General features: G+C 40.8%; 27 protein-coding genes. 5 read left to right on the top strand and 22 right to left on the bottom strand.

The features are described from left to right. Window position 1 precedes the first annotated feature (1 nt). The 6 genes from KSU66_RS18295 to KSU66_RS18270 form a co-directional block, all read right to left on the bottom strand. Complete coding sequence (locus KSU66_RS18295; RefSeq protein ID WP_269052904.1) at window positions 2-1501, bottom strand: PH domain-containing protein; 1500 nt, start codon at window positions 1499-1501, stop codon at window positions 2-4. Then, window positions 1494-1973, bottom strand: a complete 480-nt coding sequence (locus KSU66_RS18290) for a PH domain-containing protein (RefSeq protein WP_269052903.1) — start codon at window positions 1971-1973, stop codon at window positions 1494-1496. The genes KSU66_RS18295 and KSU66_RS18290 overlap by 8 nt, the downstream gene beginning before the upstream one ends. Window positions 1974-2132: 159 nt before the next feature. Beyond that, window positions 2133-3638 carry a DEAD/DEAH box helicase gene (locus tag KSU66_RS18285; protein ID WP_269052902.1) on the bottom strand — a complete coding sequence of 502 codons (1506 nt, stop codon included), beginning with the start codon at window positions 3636-3638 and terminating at the stop codon, window positions 2133-2135. A gap of 327 nt (window positions 3639-3965) precedes the next feature. Then, window positions 3966-4661 carry an alpha/beta hydrolase gene (locus KSU66_RS18280; protein ID WP_269052901.1) on the bottom strand — a complete coding sequence of 232 codons (696 nt, stop codon included), beginning with the start codon at window positions 4659-4661 and terminating at the stop codon, window positions 3966-3968. Further along, window positions 4661-6043, bottom strand: coding sequence for a UDP-N-acetylmuramoyl-tripeptide--D-alanyl-D-alanine ligase (locus KSU66_RS18275; protein WP_269052900.1), 1383 nt, complete (start codon window positions 6041-6043; stop codon window positions 4661-4663). Before KSU66_RS18275 ends, KSU66_RS18280 begins: the two co-directional genes overlap by 1 nt. 12 nt (window positions 6044-6055) lie before the next feature. Continuing rightward, complete coding sequence (locus tag KSU66_RS18270) at window positions 6056-7126, bottom strand: D-alanine--D-alanine ligase (RefSeq protein ID WP_269052899.1); 1071 nt, start codon at window positions 7124-7126, stop codon at window positions 6056-6058. 194 nt (window positions 7127-7320) lie between these two features. Here KSU66_RS18270 and KSU66_RS18265 point away from each other — a divergent pair, with 194 nt between their 5' ends. Further along, entirely contained in the window at window positions 7321-8499 is a 1179-nt protein-coding gene (locus KSU66_RS18265; RefSeq protein ID WP_269052898.1) for an FtsW/RodA/SpoVE family cell cycle protein, read from the top strand. Window positions 8500-8546: 47 nt separating this feature from the next. Here the strand turns inward: KSU66_RS18265 and KSU66_RS18260 are convergent, their stop codons facing one another. Further along, on the bottom strand, window positions 8547-8687 hold the full coding sequence (locus KSU66_RS18260; protein ID WP_269052897.1) for an Lmo0850 family protein: 141 nt from the start codon (window positions 8685-8687) through the stop codon (window positions 8547-8549). A gap of 255 nt (window positions 8688-8942) precedes the next feature. Here KSU66_RS18260 and KSU66_RS18255 point away from each other — a divergent pair, with 255 nt between their 5' ends. Next, window positions 8943-10109 carry an MFS transporter gene (locus KSU66_RS18255; RefSeq protein WP_269052896.1) on the top strand — a complete coding sequence of 389 codons (1167 nt, stop codon included), beginning with the start codon at window positions 8943-8945 and terminating at the stop codon, window positions 10107-10109. Window positions 10110-10200: 91 nt separating this feature from the next. Here KSU66_RS18255 and KSU66_RS18250 read toward each other — a convergent pair whose 3' ends face one another. Together KSU66_RS18250 and KSU66_RS18245 are read right to left on the bottom strand one after the other, a co-directional pair. Further along, complete coding sequence (locus KSU66_RS18250) at window positions 10201-10344, bottom strand: hypothetical protein (RefSeq protein WP_269052895.1); 144 nt, start codon at window positions 10342-10344, stop codon at window positions 10201-10203. 102 nt (window positions 10345-10446) lie between these two features. Then, entirely contained in the window at window positions 10447-11772 is a 1326-nt protein-coding gene (locus KSU66_RS18245; protein WP_329958851.1) for an L-cystine transporter, read from the bottom strand. Window positions 11773-11985: 213 nt separating this feature from the next. Here KSU66_RS18245 and cls point away from each other — a divergent pair, with 213 nt between their 5' ends. Further along, entirely contained in the window at window positions 11986-13437 is a 1452-nt protein-coding gene (cls, locus tag KSU66_RS18240) for a cardiolipin synthase (protein WP_269052893.1), read from the top strand. Between the two features lie 76 nt (window positions 13438-13513). Here the strand turns inward: cls and KSU66_RS18235 are convergent, their stop codons facing one another. The 6 genes from KSU66_RS18235 to KSU66_RS18210 form a co-directional block, all read right to left on the bottom strand. Further along, a complete protein-coding gene (locus KSU66_RS18235) occupies window positions 13514-14332 on the bottom strand; it encodes a M15 family metallopeptidase (protein ID WP_269052892.1) in 819 nt (272 codons plus the stop codon). Window positions 14333-14436: 104 nt separating this feature from the next. Further along, complete coding sequence (locus tag KSU66_RS18230) at window positions 14437-14685, bottom strand: hypothetical protein (RefSeq protein WP_269052891.1); 249 nt, start codon at window positions 14683-14685, stop codon at window positions 14437-14439. A gap of 48 nt (window positions 14686-14733) precedes the next feature. Continuing rightward, a complete protein-coding gene (gene yidC / locus KSU66_RS18225) occupies window positions 14734-15564 on the bottom strand; it encodes a membrane protein insertase YidC (protein WP_269052890.1) in 831 nt (276 codons plus the stop codon). Window positions 15565-15646: 82 nt separating this feature from the next. Continuing rightward, window positions 15647-16420 carry an AraC family transcriptional regulator gene (locus KSU66_RS18220; RefSeq protein ID WP_269052889.1) on the bottom strand — a complete coding sequence of 258 codons (774 nt, stop codon included), beginning with the start codon at window positions 16418-16420 and terminating at the stop codon, window positions 15647-15649. Window positions 16421-16602: 182 nt separating this feature from the next. Further along, window positions 16603-16944, bottom strand: a complete 342-nt coding sequence (locus KSU66_RS18215; RefSeq protein WP_269052888.1) for a hypothetical protein — start codon at window positions 16942-16944, stop codon at window positions 16603-16605. Window positions 16945-17013: 69 nt separating this feature from the next. Next, the gene (locus KSU66_RS18210; protein WP_269052887.1) at window positions 17014-17466 is read right to left on the bottom strand and encodes a GNAT family N-acetyltransferase; all 453 of its coding nucleotides are present in this window, start codon (window positions 17464-17466) and stop codon (window positions 17014-17016) included. A 103-nt stretch (window positions 17467-17569) separates the two neighbouring features. Between KSU66_RS18210 and KSU66_RS18205 the strand changes: the two genes are divergently transcribed. Next, a complete protein-coding gene (locus tag KSU66_RS18205) occupies window positions 17570-18067 on the top strand; it encodes a GNAT family N-acetyltransferase (RefSeq protein WP_269052886.1) in 498 nt (165 codons plus the stop codon). 53 nt (window positions 18068-18120) lie between these two features. On the opposite strand, the gene KSU66_RS18200 is transcribed toward KSU66_RS18205, so the two are convergent. The 6 genes from KSU66_RS18200 to mntR all read right to left on the bottom strand — a co-directional run bounded on the left by KSU66_RS18200 (window position 18121) and on the right by mntR (window position 22482). Beyond that, window positions 18121-18591, bottom strand: a complete 471-nt coding sequence (locus KSU66_RS18200) for a DUF4064 domain-containing protein (protein WP_269052885.1) — start codon at window positions 18589-18591, stop codon at window positions 18121-18123. A gap of 255 nt (window positions 18592-18846) precedes the next feature. Further along, a complete protein-coding gene (locus KSU66_RS18195) occupies window positions 18847-19128 on the bottom strand; it encodes a GNAT family N-acetyltransferase (protein ID WP_269052884.1) in 282 nt (93 codons plus the stop codon). 23 nt (window positions 19129-19151) lie between these two features. Beyond that, complete coding sequence (locus KSU66_RS18190) at window positions 19152-20120, bottom strand: ring-cleaving dioxygenase (RefSeq protein ID WP_269052883.1); 969 nt, start codon at window positions 20118-20120, stop codon at window positions 19152-19154. A gap of 121 nt (window positions 20121-20241) precedes the next feature. Beyond that, window positions 20242-21126 carry a DUF1002 domain-containing protein gene (locus KSU66_RS18185; protein ID WP_443029006.1) on the bottom strand — a complete coding sequence of 295 codons (885 nt, stop codon included), beginning with the start codon at window positions 21124-21126 and terminating at the stop codon, window positions 20242-20244. A 58-nt stretch (window positions 21127-21184) separates the two neighbouring features. Then, a complete protein-coding gene (locus KSU66_RS18180) occupies window positions 21185-22045 on the bottom strand; it encodes a CvfB family protein (RefSeq protein WP_269052882.1) in 861 nt (286 codons plus the stop codon). 20 nt (window positions 22046-22065) lie between these two features. Beyond that, window positions 22066-22482: a transcriptional regulator MntR gene (gene mntR, locus KSU66_RS18175; RefSeq protein WP_269052881.1), complete on the bottom strand. Its 417-nt coding sequence runs from the start codon at window positions 22480-22482 to the stop codon at window positions 22066-22068. Between the two features lie 117 nt (window positions 22483-22599). On the opposite strand from mntR, the gene KSU66_RS18170 reads away from it, so the two are divergent. Next, window positions 22600-22755 (top strand): lmo0937 family membrane protein, encoded by a 156-nt coding sequence (locus tag KSU66_RS18170; RefSeq protein ID WP_269052880.1) that lies wholly within the window; start codon window positions 22600-22602, stop codon window positions 22753-22755. Between the two features lie 36 nt (window positions 22756-22791). On the opposite strand, the gene KSU66_RS18165 is transcribed toward KSU66_RS18170, so the two are convergent. Then, on the bottom strand, window positions 22792-23901 hold the full coding sequence (locus tag KSU66_RS18165) for a GNAT family N-acetyltransferase (RefSeq protein ID WP_269052879.1): 1110 nt from the start codon (window positions 23899-23901) through the stop codon (window positions 22792-22794). Window positions 23902-23915: the final 14 nt, after the last annotated feature.

Genomic DNA, 23915 nt, shown 5'->3' with positions numbered 1-23915 from the left:
GTCAGATTCCCCTTGACTCTTCCTTTACCGAAGGTTCATACCACGTTAAGATTTGTTCGGCTTCCGACTCTTCCATATGGCGAACTTGAGCGTTGAACATTGTTGCCCCTGATTTTATGCGGGCCGACAATGTGGCAACGCTTTTTCGTTTGTGGAAATAGTTTTGCTTCATTTCCATTGATTGAATCCTCTTCTTCATCAAATAGGCCGTTTGCAAACTAAATCCCCTAAATCGCAGCGTCAATTGGTTGCCCGAAATTGCATACGCCCCCGAACGATGCTGCCACAAACCAAAAAGAACAAATATAGGAATGATAAGAAGCGATAAAAGCCCGTACGGAAAGAAAAAGTAAGTCAATGCACCAATTGCTGGTAACATCCAAAGAAAATCGATTCGATAAAAATAACGTTTCCCGCGAGCCGGCAATTTACATGTTGGTTCTTCAAGCAGTAGTTCTGGAAACAGTTCTTGAAGTGGACCGTAAATATCCGCCTTCTTCACAAGTGGAAATAAGTGAATTTTCGCACCTTCTCCTAAACCACCACCCGCATTGTCTATCGCAACGGTCGCATAGCCAAATAACTGTCTAAACGGGTTTTCGATTATACGGACACTTTGCACTCGGTTCAGTGGAACAGTTGCCCTTTTCTTTTCAATAAGCCCTTTCGTTATGACCAAATCTTGCTTATCGAGCGTAACGGAAAAGTTATAATACGATAGAAACGTCATCGCAACAGATAATGCCCAAACGACTAGAAACCCAAGAGTTACCGCGATAACAACGATAAACACACCATACTTTACAAATCCCGCCAATTCCCTATACATCTTTTCAAACGGGATAAATTCACTAAACTGCAAAAGAAAAATCAACGCCCCCGATAAAATTAGACCAATTCCTCCCGATGTTGTCGCCAAAATAAGTAAATCCTTCTTCGACATCGTAAAGATTGGTTTTGACAGCGGCTCAACTTCTTCTTGAATGACTTCCATTAGTTCCCCTTCATCAATCGACACAGCTGTTTTCCTTCTTTTCGAAGCCGCCATTTCAGCTTCAATCCGGCTTGCCGCTTCTTTCGTAATTGCGGTCAGTTCAGCCTCAGACTTAAGAGCAGAAGTATTTCCAGCCGTCTCCACCTTCACTTTCACAAGTTTAAGCGGGCGGTGCAAAATCCCTTCTGTATAATCAAGACTTTGTATCCGGTCAAACGGAATATATCGTTTCTTTTTTACGAATAAACCATATTCAATTCGAAGTTCATCGTCTTCAAACCAATAGACAAACCGTTTCCACTTAATAATGCCCGTTGTGAAAAACATAATGATAACAACACCGAAAATAATAAATGTTAAATAATCCAAATACCACTTCCCAGAGCTCATATCTTTAAAACCGTTAGCAAAAAACAAAATAATAAGCGGGAGGATCATTTCCTTCAACGTTTTTAACACTTCAATAATTGCGGTTACCCAATGTAACTTATAGCGTGTATTAGACATCATCTTCCGCCACCCTTGCTAACGCTGAAATTCGACTTCTTAACTCATCTGCCTCTTCTGTAATTAAAGCGGGGATTGTATGATTTGTCGCCGCAGTCGAGATTGTAATTCCAGCCAAATCGTATTTACGCAAAATCGGCCCTTGCGAGGTATCAACGTGTTGGACACGCACCATCGGTATTAATGTTCTTTTAACGATAAATAAACCGTGTTGCAATTCAATTTCCGATTCTCGTACTTCATAGCGCCAACGCATCCATCTTACTTTCGGAAATAAATACACGAATAAGTACGCATATAGCAGAACAACCGCAACTGCAATTGCATAAATCCACCATGGTCCTTCAAATATATACGCCAATACCCCTGCGCCAATTGCGAGCAGTAACACTATGATACTTTGCATAACGCCATATAATCTCCAAACCTTTAAACCTTTTTTAGAAATCTGGTTAACCGGTTGCATTCTCATTTAAACACCTCTTCCCTTCTACTATTCTATACGAAACAAAGCAGTAAATGTTTCAACTTTATATTTAATCATTTTTACACTTACTTACAAAAAACATTTTTCTGCATAATAAAAAAGCCAGGAATGCGCATTATACGCTTCCTGGCTTTCATTTGTTTATTAAGAATCAGTTCTTGTGCGTGAGCGACTTGCGCCCCTGCTGCCGCCACTTTCACGACCACGACGTGCTCCAGATCCTGCACGTTCAGAACTACGACCGCCACGACCGCCAGCGGATGGACGTCCACCGCCGCTACGATTGCCTTTATAGCCGCCGCGACCGCCGCCGCCAGATCCTCCTCGAGATGGAAGTGGGCGTTCTTCTGAAATTGTAACAGGTGTATCGTTTGGCTCACGTGTCATTGTTCTAAGTGCAGCTGCAACAACATCCGTTGCGTCAAATTTCTTCAACATCTCAGATGCCAATTGAGTGTAATCATTTAATTCGTTTTTCTCTATGATTTCCGTAAGTTGCTCGACAGCAAGACGTTGCTGACCGATTAGCGCCTCATCCGAAGATGGCGGTACAAGTGGAGTCATAGCTTTTTTCGTAGTGTTTTCTACAATGCGAAGGTAACCCATTTCACGCGGCGTTACAAATGTAACTGCAACTCCACTTTTCCCTGCGCGTCCTGTACGACCGATACGGTGAACATAGCTTTCAGGATCTTGTGGAACGTCAAAGTTATAAACGTGTGTAACACCAGAAATATCGAGTCCACGTGCTGCCACATCCGTCGCAACAAGAATATCGATTTTACCTTCTTTAAATTGACGAAGAACAGACATACGTTTTGCTTGTGTTAAATCACCGTGGATTCCTTCAGCAAGATATCCGCGGATTGAAAGTGCGTGTGACACTTCGTCTACGCGACGTTTCGTACGACCGAAAACAATTGCTTGGTCCGGTTGTTGAACGTTTAAGATACGAGATAGAACATCAAACTTTTCACGCTCTTGCGCTTTTACAAAAAACTGATCAATGTTTTCAACAGTCATTGCTTTTGATTTGATTTTAACGATTTCTGGGTTTTTCATGAATGTTTCTGCAATTTTGCGGATTGGTCCCGGCATTGTAGCAGAGAACAGAAGTGTCTGACGGCTGTCAGGAACACTTGACATAATTGTATTAATGTCTTCGATGAAGCCCATGTTCAGCATTTCGTCCGCTTCGTCAAGTACAAGCGTTTCTACGCCGTCAAGTTTCAACGTTTTACGTTTAATGTGGTCAAGAATACGTCCTGGTGTTCCGACAACAATTTGTGGGTTATTGCGCAATGCACGGATCTGACGTCCGATTTCTTGTCCGCCATATACTGCTAATACGCGTACACGTTTGTCGTTACCAATACGGTAGATTTCCTCAGATACTTGAATTGCCAACTCACGAGTTGGTGCAATAATAAGTGCCTGTACCGCCGGATTGCTCGTATTCACTTTTTCAATGATTGGTATTCCGAATGCAGTCGTTTTACCCGTTCCTGTTTGTGCTTGTCCGATAATGTCGCGGCCTTCCATTCCAAACTTAACCGTACCTTCTTGGATTGGTGTCGCTTCTTCAAACCCCATGCGTGCTAATGAACGCTGTGTTGATTCACTGATATTTAGTTCTGAAAATTTAGTCAAAATTATAATCTCCTTTTTCCTCATTTGACAATTGGTTACATTTGCAAATGAAAGCGCGGCAAAATCGAGCCAGTAAAGGGAACGTTTCCGATATTTTGCATTCTCTGTATTATTTCAGAGGTTATGGGTGAAAGGGAAAGCCCGGTTTTTGCCGAGCGGTTCGGTCAACCGGACAATCGTCCGTTTTTAATGATCAAACCGTTTTATTCAAAAAAAAGTACTCTTCCTTAGTTGAAGAGTCCCGTCAATGTATCCAATGCTCACAACAGTGTACCATGCCATAATACATCCTGCAATCATTTCGCTCAAGTCGACAGCGTTAACTTATCATTCTTTAACAGACATAAATTCAAGCACCTCTGTAAACCATTCGTTACAGTCATCACTATAACAAATATGATGCTTTCCAAATTCGGATTTTATGAGCTTTTTCTCTGTTGCACCTAATGAGTTGAATAGATGCTTAGCTGCGGAAAATGGTACAATTCCATCCCTTTCGCCTTGAACGATGCAAACCGGTGTATTAATTAAACCATAATATGGCTCTACCATCTTTACGATGCGTAAAAATTCAAATGTCGCGCGCAGTGGCGTGTGCGTCAGCTTGTAATTATATATGTGATAAAACGTGTTCCGTGGATACTTTTTTGAAATCGATTCCTTCAACATGATGCCCACATCGTCAAGAAGAATACGCGGACTTATGTATTTCGCAGCTGCACTTAATAGAATAAGTTTGTCAATTGGATAACGAAGCGCTAAGTACATAGCGATAAGTCCACCCATCGAAAAGCCGACCACAATGACGCGATCGACTTTTCTTTGTAGTTTCCTCATTGCAAGTTCCGCTTCCATCATCCAAGTTTCAGCTGAAACATTTGCCAGATTGAGCGTAATGCCATGTCCAGGTAACGTAGGTACTTCCAAAATCCAATCCGTTTGACTTCGCACAAACTTTACAAGAGGTTGGACTTCAAAAGGTGCACCCGTAAATCCATGGATGAATAATACACCTGTTTTCATTACCGAGTTTCCTTACTAATTAAACCTTCAAGCACATTCTCCAGCGCTATACTTCGGGAACCTTTTAATAAAATGACCGAGTTATTATTTGTCGATGTTTGTAACATGTCGATAATCGGAGTGTAATTATCCTCCGACCAAACAAGTATCTCACTATAGCCACGTTTTTGTAACTCATCGTATAGCCACTTCATGCATTTTCCGTAAAGCAATACACCTTTTAAATCCATCGGCATAATCTGATTGGCAAGTTCCTCGTGATAAGCTTGCTCGCCGTCACCTAGTTCAAGCATATCCCCGAGCACGAGCCACTTTTCACTTCGCAACTTCGTTTCACGAATAAAATCGAGCGCCGCTGCCATTGACGTCGGAGCCGCATTATACGCATCGTTAATGAAGAGCTCACCTTTTGCTCCTTGAACTGGTTGCATGCGCATATCAGTAAGCGAAGCCTTCTTTAATGCCACTTGAATGTCTTTCACACTTAAACCAGATTCATAGGCAATCAAAATGGCCGCCAATGTATTTTTTACTTGATGTGAACCATACACCGGAATCATAAACTCCGCATCTATCAATCCAACAGTTTTAAAACGACTGCCATTTCCAATAAATTCAATCGTTCCATGGGATAATGTATTGTCTGCTCCAACGCCAAACGGAATGGATTGGACATGTTCAACTTGGTTTAAAAGCTTCCTAAGAAGGACTTCATCACCGTCGTAAAATAGTTGACCATTCGTTGCAAGTCCATCGATTATTTCCAACTTCGCTTGAGCAATGCCTTCTCGTGAACCAAGGTCTTGCATATGCGCTTCACCGATATTTGTAATGACTACATAATCCGGTTTCGCCAATTTCGATAAAAAGGAAATTTCACCGAAGCTACTCATGCCCATTTCAAGTACCGCAAATTCTGTCTTCTCGTTTAACGACAAGATTGTAAGTGGCAATCCAAGCTCGTTATTGAAATTGCCTTCCGTTTTACGGACGTTAAAATACGGCGAAAGTACGCTCGCAACGAGATCTTTCGTCGACGTTTTTCCGTTCGATCCGGTAATTCCAATCACCTTACATGTCAGCATACCGCGGTAAGTACGTGCCATTTCTTGAAGTGCGATTGCAGGATCCGCTACAAAAATAAGCGGGATGTCCTTTGGTGGATTCGGTTCGTCTTTCATCCAAAGGGATGCGACTGCGCCTTTCTCGATTGCACCTTCTACGTATTTGTGGCCGTTTACTTGTTCACCCCTGAATGGAATAAATAAATCGCCCACTTTAATAGTTCGTGAATCAATCGATACACCGCTCACTACAACGCCTTCCATATGTTGTCCTTCAGCCTGTAACCAGCCAGCGATTTCCGTCAACTGTTTCTTCACTTCAAATCACACTCAATCCATTTTATATTGTATTTTTTGTTTTTCAGCGTGGCGTTCGATTGCCAGTTCAATTAAGTTCGTGATCAATTCAGGATACGTAACGCCTGTATTTTGCCACAGAAGTGGGAACATGCTCGTCGGTGTAAATCCGGGCATTGTATTCACTTCATTAATCAGTACTTGATCATCTGCAGTAACAAAAAAGTCTGACCGTACTAAGCCCGCGCAATCGAGCACTTTATACGCCAAAATAGACATCTCTTCCATAGATGCTTGAACTTTTTCGGATACTTTTGCCGGAATAACAAGTTCTGTATTGTCGTCTTTATATTTCGCTTCATAATCATAAAAATCGGCTACGGGCTTTATTTCCCCCGGAACTGAACAAGCGGGGTCATCATTACCCATGACACCCATTTCAACCTCACGAGCTACTACTCCTTGTTCAACAATAATTCTTCGGTCAAACTTAAGCGCAAGTTCAATTGCCGTGACTAATGTTGCACGGTCTGTCGCTTTACTAATGCCGACGCTCGATCCTAAATTCGCTGGTTTTATAAACACCGGGTAACTTAGTTCTTGTTCAATTTGTTCAATGAGTTGCTCACTTTGCGCCTTCCAATTGCTTCGTACGAAATGAACATAAGGAACTTGATTTAACCCAACTTGTTCGAAAAGTTGTTTCATAACAATTTTGTCCATCCCCGCTGAAGATGCAAGTACACCGTTTCCGACATAAGGCAGATTCATGACATCGAGGAGTCCTTGAACCGTTCCGTCTTCCCCATTTGTACCATGTAAAAGTGGGAAGATGACGTCTGGCGTTCCCGATCCTCCATTAAGAAAATCATGAATGCTATCTGGTTTACTACTGCCATCGCCTACTAGTCGCAGTTCTTCAATCGTGCTGACTGGTTGTTCGAGCGGCTGTCCTTTACGCCATTCCCCGTCATATGTAATATAGACCGGGATCACCTCAAAACGTTTAAAGTCTACCGACTGGATGACCGCACGTGCAGTTGACAAAGATACTTCGTGCTCTGCGGATTTCCCACCGTAAACGATACCTAATCTTTTTTTCATTTGTTTCCCCTCCACGGTTCATTTTGATTTTGACTTTGTCTCCTAGTTTACCACGGGCAGACCAAATACATGAACGATTAACCGAAAAAAATCCAACATCCCATACATTCTAGCAACTTCTTCATAGGCAAGGACGTCCCTTTTACGGTATACTATATAAAACTTTACTTGAAATCAAAGGTGATTAAAAAATTATGAAACTACCGAACAGGCCCGCCGACCGTTTCGACTGGACGCTCGCCTTTATCTTATTGCTTTTCGGCATTATTAGCTTGTTTGCAATCTCTTCAGCTCAAACATCGGGACAATACGGGACAAACTTTGTCCCTTCTCAAATCCAATGGTACGTTGTCGGGGCGGTCATCATTGCGATGGCCATGTATTTCGAACCGGAACAATATAAAAAAGTATCTTGGTACTTATATGGATTAGGTGTTTTTCTACTAGTTTTTCTATTCTTGGCTCCAGGGGATGGTAAAATCGCCGTAGAGAGACTGGGCGCCAAAAGGTGGCTAAACTTTCCGGTCATTGGACAATTGCAGCCTTCTGAGTTTATCAAAACATTTTTCATTCTTGGATTGGCACGCTTAGTAAGTAAGCACCAGGAAAAGTTTACTGACAAAACGTTAAAGACGGACTTAATTCTTCTTGGAAAAGTCGCTCTTGTTGCGGTTGTTCCTGTCGGTTTCATATTTCTACAACCCGACCTTGGAACCGCACTTGTCTTCATTTCCATTACAGCAGCAGTCGTAATTGTGTCCGGAATTTCTTGGAGAATTCTCCTTCCCCTTATCGCTAGCGGCGCGGTACTAGTAGGCGGCTTATTTTGGATGGCACTTTACGCACAAGACCTCATGGATAAATTGGGCTTTGAACCACATCAATTCAAAAGAATTTACTCGTGGCTTGATCCGTATTCATATCCGTTAGGAGAAGCATACAACCTCATTGCTTCATTAAATGCAATTGGCTCCGGAGGTATGTCTGGAAAGGGCTACCTTGGTCGTGAAGCTTATATTCCAGAGAGCCATACCGACTTCATCTTCAGTGTTATCGGTGAAGAGTACGGCTTTATCGGCGCTAGTATCGTGATCAGTTTGTTTTTCGTTCTCATATACCATTTAACGAAAGTTGCACTCGAATTAAAAGATCCGTTTAGCGTCTATGTTTGTACAGGTGTCATTGCGATGATTACGTTCCACGTATTTGAAAACATCGGTATGACGATTCAACTGCTTCCAATTACAGGTATTACACTTCCCTTTATTAGTTACGGGGGAAGTTCATTGATGAGTAATATGCTTGCGATTGGACTCATATTCAGCATGAAGTTCCATCAACGGACTTATATGTTTGGAGAAGATGACGAATAAAATAAAAAAGCGCCTATCGAAAATAAAAATTTCGATGGGCGCTTTTTTTATTGGGATTGAATTTGTGGGTCTTGTGCGGGCGGTGCTAGGGATTTCAGCATTTCTAGACGGGATTTCGTCAACGTTGCCGCGACACCTAACTTCGCCAAGTTGGAGATGATTTTTTTCAAATCAATTTCTTGAGCCATCTTTTCCACCTCGACCTTTCCATAATGTATAGACGTATTTGTATTTGTAAAGTTCCTTATGTCAAACAAAGTGTACCATTTACTCTTATTTCTATTATACCACTCCTAACCCGTTTTAAATCTTTCAATTTTGTTACATTTTTTACTTAATGATATTTTTTTGTAATCACGTTGTGTTCAACACTGTTTTCCATTGTCCAAATATAGAACGGAGGGTAGAATAGAATTAGCGTCTTTAAGAAAGTTGGTTGTGGAATGAAAAAAGCAATTTTACTTCTAATGTCTGTGCAATTCTTTGTATATCTCGGTTTCGGTATTATTATCCCCATTTTGCCTGAGGTCATTATTGAGCAAGGGTTTTCCAAAATACATGTCGGGGGTCTTCTAACGATCTATGCACTTGCTTCCTTCTTTACCGCGCCTTTATGGGGTGCCCTATCCGATCGAACAGGACGTAAAAAACTGATTATTGTCGGTCTTTTCGGTTTTAGTCTGAGCTTTTTCCTGTTCGCATTATTTATGGACAGTCTTCCACTTCTATACGCATCACGCGTAGTTGGTGGATTTTTCTCCGGAGCACTTTATACTGCGGTAACTGGATTTGTAGCGGATATGACCGACGAAGAAAATCGCAACAAGTATATGGGTCTTCTCGGAATGTCTATCGGCCTTGGATTTATTTTCGGACCGGCAATTGGTGGGGTCTTAGGCCATTCATCACTTCAGCTACCGTTCATCGCATCCGGAGTTTTGACACTATTGCTTCTTGTCTATGCGGGGGTTGTTTTGAAAGAACCTGAAAAACGGGGCGATGCGAATAAGCGTACGATTTTACCAAAAGGCGGAACAATGCTCTGGAAATACCGAATTCGTTATTTGTTTTTATTTTCATTTATGGTGACGTTTCTTCTTGCGGGGCTTGAAGCAACGTTTCAACTTTTCCAAATTGATAAGATTTCAATTACACCATTACAACTCGGTTATCTATTCATCGCCAGTGGTTTTGTCGATGCGGCTATCCAAGGCGGAGTTGTTCGTCGCGTGAAAAATGGAACGGAAACGAAATGGATTATTGGTGCACAAATCGTTGCCGCGATTGGTCTTTTACTAATTCCATTCACTTCCAGCCTTATTTTTGCAGGTGTTGCTTTAAGTGTCTTTACTGGGGGGAATGCACTTGCGCGAACCGTACTTGTTTCACTTACAACAAAAGAGTCCGGTGGAAAATACGGAACCGCTGCCGGGATGACCTACTCGATGGATAATATGGGACGAATTATCGGACCTTTACTATTCACATGGGTCTTTACACAAGAAGCAGGCAATATGTATTTCCTATCTAGTGTCCTTGCAATTCTTTCCATCGGTCTTATTTTAGCCTTTGTAAATTCCAAAAAGTCATTACGTAACTTGGCGGAATAAGTTAATCTAAACTATAGGAAAAGCAGCTAAATTTATGGGCCAATGTTTTAGTCCATAAAGTTAGCTGCTCTTTTCATTTTTTATAAAATAATCAAATGCTTAATACAGTTTCCATTGTTTCTGGAACTTTTTCTATCGATTCTATTAGTTTTAATTTCGCTCGAAAAATCCGTGTCTTAACAACATCAACTTTGACGTCCAACAACTTTGCAATTGCAACTTTATTTCCCTTCATTTTCAGATTTTATTAAACTTTGCATTGCCGATCTTCTGAGAATAACAGGGAAATAAAAACACCTTGGAAAGCACGAGTGCTTTCCAAGGTGTTTTTACATTTTTACGCCTCAACTGTTTGATCTCCAAGTGGTGCATTGTACATATCTGTATCTAATTCACCAGTTACACGTGCTGTTGTAAGGCCCGCGGTCATCGAACCACTTACATTCAATGCAGTTCGACCCATGTCGATAAGTGGCTCAACTGAGATCAAAAGTCCAGCTAATACAATCGGTAAGTTCAATGCAGATAGAACAAGTATTGCAGCAAACGTCGCACCACCGCCGACTCCCGCCACTCCAAACGAACTGATTGCAACAATAGCGATCAATGTAATAAGGAATGTTGGTTCAAGTGGATTTTGTCCAACCGACGGTGCAATCATCACAGCAAGCATGGCCGGATAGATCCCTGCACAGCCATTCTGGCCTATCGACAGACCAAATGAGCCTGCAAAGTTTGCAATGCCATCAGGCACTCCTAAACGGCGCGTTTGTGTATCAATATTAAGGGGCAATGCGCCTGCACTTGACCTCGAAGAGAATGCGAATAACAATACTTCTGCCGCTTTTTTTACATATGTGATTGGGTTTAGTCCTGATAATGTAATAATAAGTAAGTGGATACCAAACATAACTAAAATCGCCGCATATGAAGCGAGCACAAATTTACCAAGACTATATATTGCAGCAAAATCGGATGTGGCAACAGTGCGTGCAATAATAGCCAAAATTCCGTAAGGTGTTAAACGAAGCACAATTTTAACAACACCCATAATTAAAGAATAAACTGCATCAATTCCTTTTTTCACTACGGCTGCATTTTTCTCGTCTTTTCTCGTAAGTGTTAAATACGCAAACCCAAGAAAGGCAGCAAAGATAACGACTCCAATTGTTGATGTTGGGCGCGCACCCGTGAAATCTAGAAACGGATTTCCCGGTAACAAGTCTATTAACTGATCCGGTAGCGCTTTGTCTACAACATCCAGAGATCGTTCTTCCATTGAAGCCCCGCGTGCTGTTTCCGCTTCACCTTGTACAATTTCCGTAGCATCCAGACCGAAAATAAGTGTAGCTGAAATCCCAATAATCGCTGCGATTGCCGTTGTTCCTATTAACGTTCCTAATATCAATCCCGCCATCTTACCAAAGTTTTTTCCAATTGTTACTTTCGTAAATGCCCCCAGTATGGAAATAAAAACAAGCGGCATAACAATCATTTGAAGTAACTTGACGTACCCCGTCCCAATTAAATTGAACCAAGGCATCGATTCTTGTAGTACAGGTGAATCTGCCCCGTAGGCAAAGTGCAAAATAAGTCCGTACGCAATCCCAAGACCTAGTCCAGTAAAAACAAGTTTTGAAAACGAAACCTTTTTGCGATGCATACTATATAGTATACCGACAAGTATGAGTAACCCCACGACGTTCAGTATAAGTAATGTTGTATTCAATGTTATTCCTCCAATTTTTCGAATGAGTGCTAAATACACTCTATACCTTTAATACCTATTGGTCAAGTAGGCTATTAATGTTTGATTCATCTCATTAACTTCTTTTTCTTTCGACATCCGCTATACTATATAGAAAGGAGGATGCTTATGACTCAACTAGTTAGTATTACTTTGACAGCCATTTTCATTTTGAACATCTTTCTTGCAATCGCACTTATTTTCTTAGAAAGAAGAGATCCTACCTCAACTTGGGCCTGGCTTATCGTCTTATTTTTCGTTCCATTCTTCGGCTTCTTCATCTATCTCTTATTCGGCAGGCAACTTCGCGAAAAACACCTCTTCCGTTGGGAGGGTCAAGACAAAGTAGGGATTAATCAATTGATTGATTATCAAACTCAAGCAATTGAAGATGGTACTCTTGACTTCCGATTGGATGATACAGCCCATTACAAAGATATGATTTACCTTCATTTAAGAAACAATCACGCTGTTCTTACACAAGATAACGACGTGCAAATTTTCAATGATGGAACCGCTAAATTTGATGCACTTATACACGATCTTGAATGCGCAAAAGATCATATTCATTTTCAGTATTACATTTTGCGACTCGACTCCTTAGGCAAAAGGATACTAGACGTGCTCATTCAAAAGGCAAAGCAAGGTGTAAACGTACGCGTACTTTTCGATGATATCGGATCACGAGGGCTTCACAAAAGGCATTTACGGGAGCTAATTGATAACGGTGGCCATGTTGAAGCATTTTTCCCAGCTGTTCTACCACTTATTAACCCACGCATGAACTTTCGAAACCATAGGAAAATTGTTGTTGTCGATGGACGAATCGGCTATGTCGGCGGCTTTAACGTTGGCGATGAATACTTGGGGCTAAACAAAAGATTTGGCTATTGGCGCGATACACATCTCCGTATTGAAGGAAGTGCGGTACATCCACTACAAACACGATTCATAATGGACTGGAACCAGGCATCTGAAAAAGATGGCATCAAATACGCCGAAAGATATTTCCCAGCTATCCCACGAAAAGGTTCGGTCGGCATGCAAATTGTTACGAGTGGACCTGACGAAGAGTGGGAACAGATTAAAGACGGCTATTTAAAGATGATTTTCTTGGCGAAAAAGTATATTTATATTCAAACACCTTACTTCATTCCAGACGTTAGTTTTCTTGATGCACTGAAAATTGCATGCCTTTCAGGAGTCGATGTGCGAATCATGATTCCAAATAAACCTGATCACATGTTTGTTTACTGGGCAACATATTCAAATGTAGGAAAATTATTAAAAGCCGGTGCCAAAGTTTATATTTACGAAAACGGCTTTTTGCATACAAAACAAATTGTCGTCGATGACGAACTTTCCACTGTAGGTACAGCAAACATTGACGTGCGCAGCTTCAAATTAAATTTTGAGATTAATGCATTCATTTATGACCGCAAAACGTCACATGCATTGGCTGAGCTCTTTGAACAAGATATGCAATTATCGACGGAATTGACATACGAAATGTATACGGAACGTACACGGATAATTAAGATCAAAGAATCCATTTCCCGTTTACTATCACCAATTTTATAAGAAAAAGGGGGCATCTCAATATATTGAGATGCCCCCTTTAATATGATACAGATTGTTATACCTATGCAAATTTCACCTAAGAGATCTTCAAGTACTCTTCCAGTGTTATACCTTGTTTATATATTTCCTCCGCGATTTCGACACCAACATACCGAAAATGCCAAGATTCATACATGTAGCCCGTAATCTCTTCTTTACCTTCTGGGTAGCGCATGATAAATCCAAATCGATGTGCATTCGCCGCAAGCCATTTGCCGGCTTCTGATTCGCCAAATTCCCGCGTTAGCCAAATTTGGTTTTGTCCCGCTTCCCCAATATCGAATGCAAGCCCGGTCTGGTGTTCTGAATAGCCGGGACGCGCACTGTATTCGTCCGCCTTTTCACGTCCATCATCATTGACATATCGTTGATATAGATTTGTTTGGTACTCAAAAGAACGATACGTACTGAATGCCGTTAACTCATATCCCGATAATAGAGACTCCGCCGCCATTTTATTAAAATGTTCACGCGCTTCTTTGCTTTCTCCAGGCGCAAATGACGATGGTAATGGATACCTCTTATTCGCCAAAAGAATATCGTCGATATACGTTGGTTCTAAGGGAAGTTCTTGACCTTCAATATATCCGCCACCATCGACTTTAAGAACTTCTTCGGGTTCTTCCAGTAAATCAGCCGGTTCTGTTTCTTTTTCGTTATCCACCACTTCAGTCGGACCTGCTTGAGGCTTTACCGGTTCCTTCAAATCCAATTGCACAAGTTTCTTTTTGGTCACTTCATAACTTTTTTCAACATCCCAATTATTCATACCGACCCATGTAACAAGAGCAGTCATAATAAGTCCCGAAATAATAAGGGATATTGTAAGTCCTATGCCTCTTTTCTTCTTTTTCATTTAACAGCCTTCCTTTTCACAAACTATATAAGTTGAATTTATCATCCGTATTACTATGTAAAAAGACACTCTCTAAACAATAAAGTTTTTTGAGAGTGCCCGTCTTATTTCGACAAAATAAGAATTAGTGATACAACAAACCCTATTCCAAAAAAGAGCGACATCCACAACATCCATTTAGATTCACGTTCCATTCCTTGTTCATGGAATGTTCTTGAGCGGGCCCCGTTCGTTAGTGCAAATAATGCCATCATGGACAATACGGAATAACTTAGGTTTAGTTTAACGATGTAATATAAAGATGCAATTACTGCAGCTACAATCCCAATGCCAAATATCCATTTTGCCTTCAATCAAATGACCTCCGAAAAAGCCGAAGAGTACTCTTCGGCTTCATTTCATTAGGACTTTTTTTCTGACTTTGTTTTGTCTTCATCATTTTCTTTCACCGCTTCGTTACTAACTTCAGTAACCGGTACCGATTCTTTGAAATATAGCTTCCGCCCTATATATGTCTGGATGATAAGGAGAATACCTCCGACCGCCCAGTAAAGCGGCAATGCAGCCATTGCTTGGAATGATATGAACATAATCATAATTGGTGACAGATAGATGAACATTTTCATCTGACTCTTTTGCTGTTCAGGCATCGTCCAAAGAGACACACGAGCTTGAACAAAGTAAACCGCACCCGCAACTACCATCATAATCATGTCTGGGTTCCCAAGGTTAAACCAAAGAAACGTATATTCTTTTACTTCTGGCGAATGAAGAATTGCAAAATATAAACCCATAATAATTGGCATTTGAATAATAAGCGGTAGACACCCCATATTCAAAGGGCTAACTCCGTGCTTCTTATAAAGGCCCATCATTTCTTGCTGAAGTTTCATTTGCTCGTCTTTATCGTTTTGTTCCTTCGCTTCTTTTATACGCTTCTGAACGTCTTCCATCTCGGGACGGAGTGCATCCATCTTAATTTTCATCGCCTGTTGCGACTTGTAATTTTTCAGCATGAATGGCATTAGAACTAGCCTGATCAATACCGTAATAATTATAATTGCAAGACCGTAACTTCCGTTAAGGTGTTCACTAAAGAACTTCAGTAACCACTCCATCGGAAAGACGAAAAAGTCGTAAAATTTTCCTTCTTTGTTCTGGACGCCGGCACAACCACTTAGGAAAATTGCCATTGTCATTACGATTGATACTAAACCAATTTTCTTCTTCAATAGATTCACCTTCACTATTTCAAACTACTGAAAAGTATACATCAAACGGAAGGTTTATTACAATCATTGTCCATCCACAAGTTTATTTCCCTTGCTCTAGAAATATAAAATGAAAGTATTCACCAGCTAAATTACTGCGGAATCGCCTGGGGGTTTCCCCAGTATACTTTTTGAATATGCGGGTGAAATAGCTTTGATTGCAAAAGTTGAACTGATTAGATACTTCAGAAATGCTTTTTTCCGAAAACCTTAAATAATATTGTGATTCTTCTACTTTTCTTATATTAATATATTCGATAAGCGTAACTTCTGTATGCTCGCGAAAAGTTCTCGATAAGTGACTCGTACTCACTCCGAATTTTTTGGCGATTCCCTCCACCGTCAAAGGTGCCTTAACTTCGTCATTAATGTAATGAATAACATTAGTGACCGTGCCATGACTAAGTATTGGGCGTGTTTTCTCCGAAAGTACGTATATGTAAAATTCGATGAGTTCATCTGCCAGTTCAAACAAGTTTCCCTCATTCAATGTTCGCTCGATAAGGGCGATACATGAATTATTAAATGCAAATGTATTACTTGGCGTTAAAACATTGGTTTTATAAGAACGTGCTACTAACCCAGAAAGTGTTATAAAGTAATATTTCACAGTTAGCATATCGCCATCGTACTTCAATATGTTTTCAATCATTGACCTTAATAACAGTTGTGCTTCTTTCTTTTCTAATGTTAATAAATGATTCAACAGCATTTCTTCATTTGAAAAGAATTCGTTTCCGTAATTGTCGTTACCTTCTTGCTTCATTTCATTTAGCAGTTCTTTTTCCGATACAGAATTTACTTTAGATTCATTCATCTCTACTCACCTTTTTTTATGGTCATCGGGCAAGCAACTTCCCGTATTGCCATCTTTATATTGTTGTCTATACCACAAAACAACGATTGTGAAACTTTTTCACAAAAAAACGTAAATACTTGGTTAGACACGAGAAAAAAAGACAATCCGCTCAATTATGAACGAATTATCTTTTTTGAATCTTATTCTGTGGCATTTTCTTTTGTAAGCTTTTTATTATAGAGCCCGTCGGTTTCAGATGTCACTTTAACATTATCTTCAACGACCTCATTATAATATTGAACGCTCGTTTGAGCACCTTCACTTACCATCTTACTATCTTGTGTATCGTATGGATCGGGATGACCGGTCTTCATTTCCGTTGAACGATTCATTTGTTGGGTCTTTATGAATGAGTCAACTTTTATTTTCATGTTATTAAATGCTACTTGGGCTTTATCGCGATTTTCTTTTTTACTAAAATAAGCATATGCACCAGCTGCAATTGTTGTTAGCAATAAACCATTTGACTTTTTACGTGCCATTAAAATCGTACCTCCTGTTTTTTCTATACTTCACCTTAACTATACCCGTTCTTGACTGTTTAGAAACGTTCATTTTTCACATTGAGTCAATAGCATGTCCACATGCGGGATCTCATCCTCTAGATAGATATCGGAAATTATTTCGAATCCATGTTTTTTGTAAAACTTAGCGAGATGCGATTGGGCTTGCAAGTGAATCTTATTGGGATTCCAATTTTCTATAACAGTTTGTACTGAATGCTCCATAAGTGTGTGCGCCAAGCCCATGCCTCTTTTATCGGGCCTTATGACAACTCGACCAATTGAAGGTTCTTCGTATTTTACGCCAGCTGGTAGAAGACGTGCGTATGCTAATAATTCGACGTCGCTCGTGCAGCATACGTGAAGCGATTCATAGTCATGTCCATCTATTTCAGGAAACGGGCAATTCTGTTCGACAACAAATATGTCCGCCCTTAACTTCAATATTTCATAAACTTCGGAACCGCTTAATTCAGTAAAACTTTTGTATGACCAATTCATAAATTTTGCTTTCCTCCTTTTACTCAATCGAACTAGCTTTGTAGTAGTTTTCAACGCTTCTTTTTGTTATGATAATAAAAAGAAATGTTGAGGTGACAGGGTTATGATTCGACCGATGACGTCAAATGACACACGGCATGTGCAGCACATCGCACGGAAAACATGGAGCGCTACGTATGACGGGATAATTCCCGTAAATATTCAATCTGCGTTTATTGATCGATCCTATTCGGATGCAATGATGCAAATGCGTATGGAAAAGACGATTGTTCTCATTGCCGAATGTGAAGGTACGCCTGTCGGTTTTGCCAATTTCACTAAAATAGATAACGATGGGGATTCCGAATTGACGGCAATGTATATTTTACCAGACCATCAACATATAGGGTACGGACGAAAGCTTTTCGACTATATTTTGTCGATGCTTTCAGATGCACAACAGTTATTTGTGTATGTCGATGTACAAAATCAGGCGGGACGCGCATTCTATGAGAAACAAGGATTCGAGTTGCTGGATGTCTTTGGAGAATTATTCGATGGTCATCCCGTCGAAACCGCACAATATGTCTATACCATTCAAAGTCCAGTTGGATCTTATTAAGTTATAAAAACCGCTTCCCCAAACCATTTACTGGTCCAGGAAGCGGTTTTTTATTATAACGGCCTCATTGCTCCGTCATATGGCTCTTCTGTAAAACTAGGGTCTTGCCCTAATGGTGGTTTCCTTACAAAACTAAGTACCGCAGCAATATAAAGAAGTATAGACGTTAGTGAAAGGATTCCCGCAAATAAGCCCCCAACAATAAACATTGCGCCCGCTAGTTTAGGGTTTTTATTGTTCCAAATAGCTACAATACCAACAATCGTTACGATTAAACTAATAATGAGTCCAACAATAATAAGCCAGCTAAATCCTACAAACGAATCCATAACCATAAAAAGAATCTCAACGTCTTGTTGAGCAAACGCTGGATCACTTAAAAAATCTGCTTCCAACTCTGCACGCATCACGGGGTCCGAAATAAACCCTTTAAAAAATGCTAATCCAATTAAACTCCCTACAATTGACAATGCTGTAAACACCGCACTAATAATCGATAATACTTTCTCCGCTGTACGACTCACAAACTGCACCTCTTTCTTTTATCCTACATAAAGTATACGTATCAAATGATAATAAGTTTCGCATTTTTAACGATATATATTGAAACTAAAAATTCTAGCCTGAAAAGTTCCAATGATGACCGCTTTACCGAGCCGTTGATTTCCGCGGGCGGTCCGTGAGCCTCCTCGCTTTGCTGCGGGGTGTCACATTCTTTAGTTCAACCTATATATATCCAAAAACAAAAAGCAATCCGCTGTTTAACGGATTGCTTTTTATCATACTTTCAAGTCGTCGTATTCATCGTAGCGTTCGAATGCAGTGACGACATACGAACAGACTGGTTCCATTTTCAGATCATTTTCCCTTGCATATACCGCTGCACGGTCAAGTAATTTCTTCGCTGTCCCTTGACCGCGTAAGTCAGGTGATACAAATGTGTGGTCCATTACCATGACGTTACCAAGAATGGTCCACGTAATTTCGGCCATCATTTTACCATCTTGTTCATTTTGGAATGCAAATGCATCCCCACCAAGTTCTACAAATTTGAATTCCATCTGAATTACCCCTTTTCAGAATTTCAATTTTTAATATTGATTGGCCGTAATGACGCCTCGATTTCTTTTCTTCGAGGTTCTAAAAACGGTGGAAGTGCGAGCGTCTCCCCTAATTTCTCCGTCGATTCGTCAGTCGCAAATCCTGGTTCGTCAGTAGCCAGTTCATATAGTATACCACTTGGTTCCCTAAAATAAATGGATTTGAAATAATATCGATCCACTTTTCCGCTCGTTAAGAAACCTTTTTGGCGTAACAGCTCTTCCCACTTATCGTATTCTTCAATTGTCGCTACACGAAATGCTACATGATGGACACTTCCTCGCCCTGGTTTTTCTACCGGCAAGTCGATTCGAGTTTCTACATGTATTTCTGCTCCAGCCCCGCCTTCTCCAGTTGAAAAGACTCGGATTTCCGGAATTCCTTCAACTAGCGATGAATAGGACCCTATTTCAGTAAAATTGAGGATTTCAGTTAGCACGTTTACTGTCGGCCCTGCGTCACGAACAGTGAGCGTGACCGGTCCAAGACCAACAATTGCAAATGCTTCCGAAATGTCATCTGTTTCCCATGGAATACCATACGGCACGCCTTTTCCATCGTCTACGACGAGCATTAGGCGAGAGCCTTCAGCGTCATGAAATGTTAGCGTACGACGACCAAAACGTTCAATTACTTCATCATGTTCAACACCCATTTTTTCAAAGCGTTGCTTCCAAAATACTAACGCTTCTTCTGACATAATCCGAAATGCAGTATTACTAATGCTTGAAACCCCCGGATATGTTTTTCCCGCATTCGGGATATCGAAGTACGTCATATCTGTTCCCGGCGTTCCTACCGCATCCGCATAAAATAGATGATACGAAGAAGTTGAGTCTTGATTGACCGTTTTTTTAACAAGCCTCATTCCTAAAATCCGCGTGAAAAAGTCATGATTTTGTTCGGCATCTCCAGTAATTGCTGATACGTGGTGAATTCCTCCTAATTGCATATAAACTCCTCCTCTAAAGTATCTCGAACCCAAGGTATTTTTACTTTATCACCTATTTTACCGCTCCGCAATAATTACGATTTAAAAAATAGACCTTTTTGAAAGGTCTATTTTTTGTATTTTAGGATTTAAACCATGATGAAACTGAATCGACAAGATTTGAGAAAAACTCTTTTACTTTATCCCAAAAACCAGGATCAATGTCACCAAACTTTTCTTTTATTTTATCGCCCATTTCGGACAACTGTGTGGATATTTTACTGAAATCGATGTCCAAGCTTCGAATTCTATCCATTAACTCAATGAGTAATTGGCGATCGGCTTCGCTCAATTGAATATTAAGCTTAGCCAATTGTTCACTGACAATTTTCTCAACATCTTCTTTTGTTGCTGGATTTTGTTCGGAAATTTGTTTTTTCAGTTCTGTTAATAGTTCGGAAACTTTATCGCTATCAATACTTTCCGAGAACTTTGTAGCAAGATTTAGTTCATCATTTGCGACATCTGTACGGTCTTTATTTAGAGTTTCACCCGTTTTTTCGTATGCTTTATAAATCCCAACGAGAGCCGAATGACCCGTTACTGGCTTTGGAGCCGCCACATCGATAATGGCATCTTCAACTCCGGCTGTCAACGCGGCATTCGCATACATGTCGGCTGTCACTTGTGTAATGTTTGTTGGTGTAGCAATTTTTACAACAAGACCTTTTCCTGCGTCCTGTCTTGTAATTTTAGCTGACGAATACATTCTTGCCTTACTGTCTGCGTCTTCAATGTATTTTACAAGGTCATTGCCATCGACAGTGATTTCTTCAACTTCCGCCTCATTTGCAACTTCAAGGCTATTTTTAACGCTTTCTTTTTCGGCGTCCGATAAATTTGCGCCGTATACAACGACCGGAACACCGAGTCGCTCATCAATTCCTTTAGCTGCTAACGTTATACTTGGCCCTATGAGTCCAAGAGAAAGAACTGCAATTCCTATTACTGCTACTAGTCGTTTCAAAACGAATACCTCCTTTGTATATCAATAAAGTACGTTTCAAAACTGAAAAGGTTGCCTATTAGTCTTCCGATGCAGTTGTCCATCCATCACTTTGCGTTACTTTTCCTTCTCTCATAAGTGTTCCCAAAGCGCGTTTGAACGCCGCCTTACTCATGCCAAACATTTCTTTGATTTCCTCGGGTGATGATTTATCCCAAAAAGGCATTTTACCGCCAATATCGGTTAAGTATGTAAAAATCTTGTCAGCGTCATCCCCAAGACGTTCCTCTTTTCGCGGTAACATCGAACCGTTTACCGTGCCATCATCGCGGATGCCTATAATCCGTACATCGACTTCTTGACCAAGACGCGGCTCTCTTTCCTGCTCCGTATTATGGATGAAAATCCGATAATTCTCAGGAACGCTCAGCATGAACGAACCGACCGGGAGCAATCGATACGCCCTCGCTTTTAAGTTCATGTTCATAACCGATTCAGGAGCTTCCGTAATGATATCCATCACCCGTTCTTCAGTTCCTAATCTACCAAAGATCTGGCCGCCCAAATCTGTACGAAGCGTCATATAAAGTTGGTCACCAACCACAGGCCAAAGTGCACGGACTTTCGGCATGTCCGCCCCGTTTACTAGCACTTCAAACGACGAACCAATGTCAACGTAGACACCTTCTTTATCGTCAATGCGAATGACTTTCGCCCAACCGTATGTACCAAACGTCATATTCGGCATTCTCATCGTAGCGGCTAGCTCGCCTCTTCTGTTTGCGTAAAGGAAAACCTTTACCGTATCCCCATCTTGTATCTCTTCCGCATCCGAAACGTTCATCATGATGTCGTCATCATCACCTTCAAGCACCCACCTTGAACCTTCTTGACCTAATACTTCTAACTCCGCTGTATAACCTGATTTCAATTCTTCCATCTTCATCATCCTTTTCCTAATTACTTACTTTCGATTTCCTTAATTCGTAACTTCTGCACAAATTCCTCGTCTTTTTCCATCGTTTCAACAAGATCCGTTATCCGATCAATTGCGTTCCAACTTAGATGATGCTCAATTCCTTCGACATCACCGTAAATATTTTCCTCGTCCACTCCGATAATTCGCAGAAATTGTTCGAGAAGCTCATGTCGTCTTAAAAGCTTTCTTCCAAACTTCAAACCCTTTTCCGTCAATTCAAGCCCTTTATATCTTTCATAATACACATACCCTTCACGATCTAGCCTTTGCGCCATTTTCGTGACTGATGAAGGAAGTACTTCAAGTGTTTCCGCAACATCGGAGACACGTGCGATTCCTTTGGATTCAATGTGTAAATAGATTTGTTCTAAATAATCTTCCATACCCGGCGTAGCCATATTTACCGCCTCCTCTTCGTATTCCCCGATTGGCCCCGTTTACTCTCATTTCCCAAGTTATGTTTATTTTACTGCCTGTGGGGTAAATTAAGAACACAAGAAAACGGGGTGAATAAAATGGGACGAATTCTCTGGTTTATCATTGTCGCCCTAATTGTATTTTGGTTATTAGGGCTCATATTTAAAATTGGTGGGGGACTTATCCACATCATACTAGTTGTCGCTGGTATTATTTTCATTTTCCAACTCATAGCAGGTAAAAGATCGCTATAGCAAAGGGAATATGGGCAGTACATTGCTCATATCCCTTTACTCACCTTCTATCTTCGCATATATACAGGTGTTTCGTAAAACCTTACCATCCATTGATAACGAGTCATTCTTTAATGTCCCTTCCAGGATGAAGCCCGCGCGCTCGGCCACTGTACGACTTTTCTTATTTTGTTCGTCGCATCTAATTTCAACTCTTCGTGCGCCGAGCTCCTCAAAAGCAAAGCGCTCTATCCTACGAACCGCTTCAGTCATATATCCTAGCCCTTCAAACTCCGTCGCAAGCCAGTAGCCGATTTCAAATTTAGGGATTGACCAATCGATTCTATGAAGACCTGACGAGCCAATAAATTCACCTGTATCTTTTTTAAACAAATGCAACCGTAAATCTTTACGTGTGATAAAATTCGCAATCGCTTCGCGTAAATTTTCTTCTGTACTTTCTAATTCCGGCTCCGATTGTGCGAAAGGCAACCATTCGCGAAGAGCAGGTAATGAGTGACGAATGGCATTCCAAATATCCAATGAATCTTCAATTTGGGGTGCGCGAATGACAAGTCGTTCTGATTCAAACGAATCTAGAAAAACCGGTATGCGAGGTTCTTCTTTCCCCTTTTCTACATCTTCCCAAATAACGGGCGTCGTCGTTCCACCCATGAAATCTTCCCTTGTAATTCCATACGTCACCGCATCATAATAAGAGTTTTCTTTCGGTGAAAACCAAGCTTTACGTAAATGAGCCTCTTTTACAAAACCAGCGCGTTGAAACGTTTTCCGCATGGCGACGTTATCTTGTCTTGTATGGCCCTCAAGACGGATTTTTTGCTCCGGCAAGTCAAAGACATATTTCGCAATAAGACGAAGTGCTTTCGGGCCATAACCGTACCCCCGCGAGACATCTGCAATCTTCAAATCGAAAAGTGGAATTTCATCTTGCAAGTCATAAATTTTAACGATTCCTACTTTTACACCCAATTCGTTTTCTACCCAGAACGTCTTTACCTCGTCTGATTCATAGCCGCCCTCTTCAATTGCCTTTTCAATGATCGTACGCCCTGGATGAGATTCACCATCAAAAGGCCAAGTATTCGTAGTCATAAAGTGAATGAGCTGTTCTTGCTCTTCCATTGTCCATTCTTGTAGTAGCACTGAAATCCTCCTTT

It is taken from the genome of Sporosarcina sp. G11-34, from assembly GCF_026931025.1.
Note: the sequence above shows the minus strand (reverse complement) of the source record. Positions and strands in the feature narration are given on the sequence as shown.

Bases quoted from the DNA above. Each gene is read 5' to 3' on its own strand.
- KSU66_RS18295 (WP_269052904.1), bottom strand. From the start codon at position 1,501: ATGTCTAATACACGCTATAAGTTACATTGGGTAACCGCAATTATTGAA.
- KSU66_RS18290 (WP_269052903.1), bottom strand. From the start codon at position 1,973: ATGAGAATGCAACCGGTTAACCAGATTTCTAAAAAAGGTTTAAAGGTT.
- KSU66_RS18280 (WP_269052901.1), bottom strand. From the start codon at position 4,661: ATGAAAACAGGTGTATTATTCATCCATGGATTTACGGGTGCACCTTTT.
- KSU66_RS18270 (WP_269052899.1), bottom strand. From the start codon at position 7,126: ATGAAAAAAAGATTAGGTATCGTTTACGGTGGGAAATCCGCAGAGCAC.
- KSU66_RS18265 (WP_269052898.1), top strand. From the start codon at position 7,321: ATGAAACTACCGAACAGGCCCGCCGACCGTTTCGACTGGACGCTCGCC.
- KSU66_RS18260 (WP_269052897.1), bottom strand. From the start codon at position 8,687: ATGGCTCAAGAAATTGATTTGAAAAAAATCATCTCCAACTTGGCGAAG.
- KSU66_RS18255 (WP_269052896.1), top strand. From the start codon at position 8,943: ATGAAAAAAGCAATTTTACTTCTAATGTCTGTGCAATTCTTTGTATAT.
- KSU66_RS18250 (WP_269052895.1), bottom strand. From the start codon at position 10,344: ATGAAGGGAAATAAAGTTGCAATTGCAAAGTTGTTGGACGTCAAAGTT.
- KSU66_RS18245 (WP_329958851.1), bottom strand. From the start codon at position 11,772: ATGCATCGCAAAAAGGTTTCGTTTTCAAAACTTGTTTTTACTGGACTA.
- cls (WP_269052893.1), top strand. From the start codon at position 11,986: ATGACTCAACTAGTTAGTATTACTTTGACAGCCATTTTCATTTTGAAC.
- KSU66_RS18235 (WP_269052892.1), bottom strand. From the start codon at position 14,332: ATGAAAAAGAAGAAAAGAGGCATAGGACTTACAATATCCCTTATTATT.
- KSU66_RS18220 (WP_269052889.1), bottom strand. From the start codon at position 16,420: ATGAATGAATCTAAAGTAAATTCTGTATCGGAAAAAGAACTGCTAAAT.
- KSU66_RS18215 (WP_269052888.1), bottom strand. From the start codon at position 16,944: ATGGCACGTAAAAAGTCAAATGGTTTATTGCTAACAACAATTGCAGCT.
- KSU66_RS18210 (WP_269052887.1), bottom strand. From the start codon at position 17,466: ATGAATTGGTCATACAAAAGTTTTACTGAATTAAGCGGTTCCGAAGTT.
- KSU66_RS18205 (WP_269052886.1), top strand. From the start codon at position 17,570: ATGATTCGACCGATGACGTCAAATGACACACGGCATGTGCAGCACATC.
- KSU66_RS18195 (WP_269052884.1), bottom strand. From the start codon at position 19,128: ATGGAATTCAAATTTGTAGAACTTGGTGGGGATGCATTTGCATTCCAA.
- KSU66_RS18190 (WP_269052883.1), bottom strand. From the start codon at position 20,120: ATGCAATTAGGAGGAATTCACCACGTATCAGCAATTACTGGAGATGCC.
- KSU66_RS18180 (WP_269052882.1), bottom strand. From the start codon at position 22,045: ATGGAAGAATTGAAATCAGGTTATACAGCGGAGTTAGAAGTATTAGGT.
- mntR (WP_269052881.1), bottom strand. From the start codon at position 22,482: ATGGCTACGCCGGGTATGGAAGATTATTTAGAACAAATCTATTTACAC.
- KSU66_RS18170 (WP_269052880.1), top strand. From the start codon at position 22,600: ATGGGACGAATTCTCTGGTTTATCATTGTCGCCCTAATTGTATTTTGG.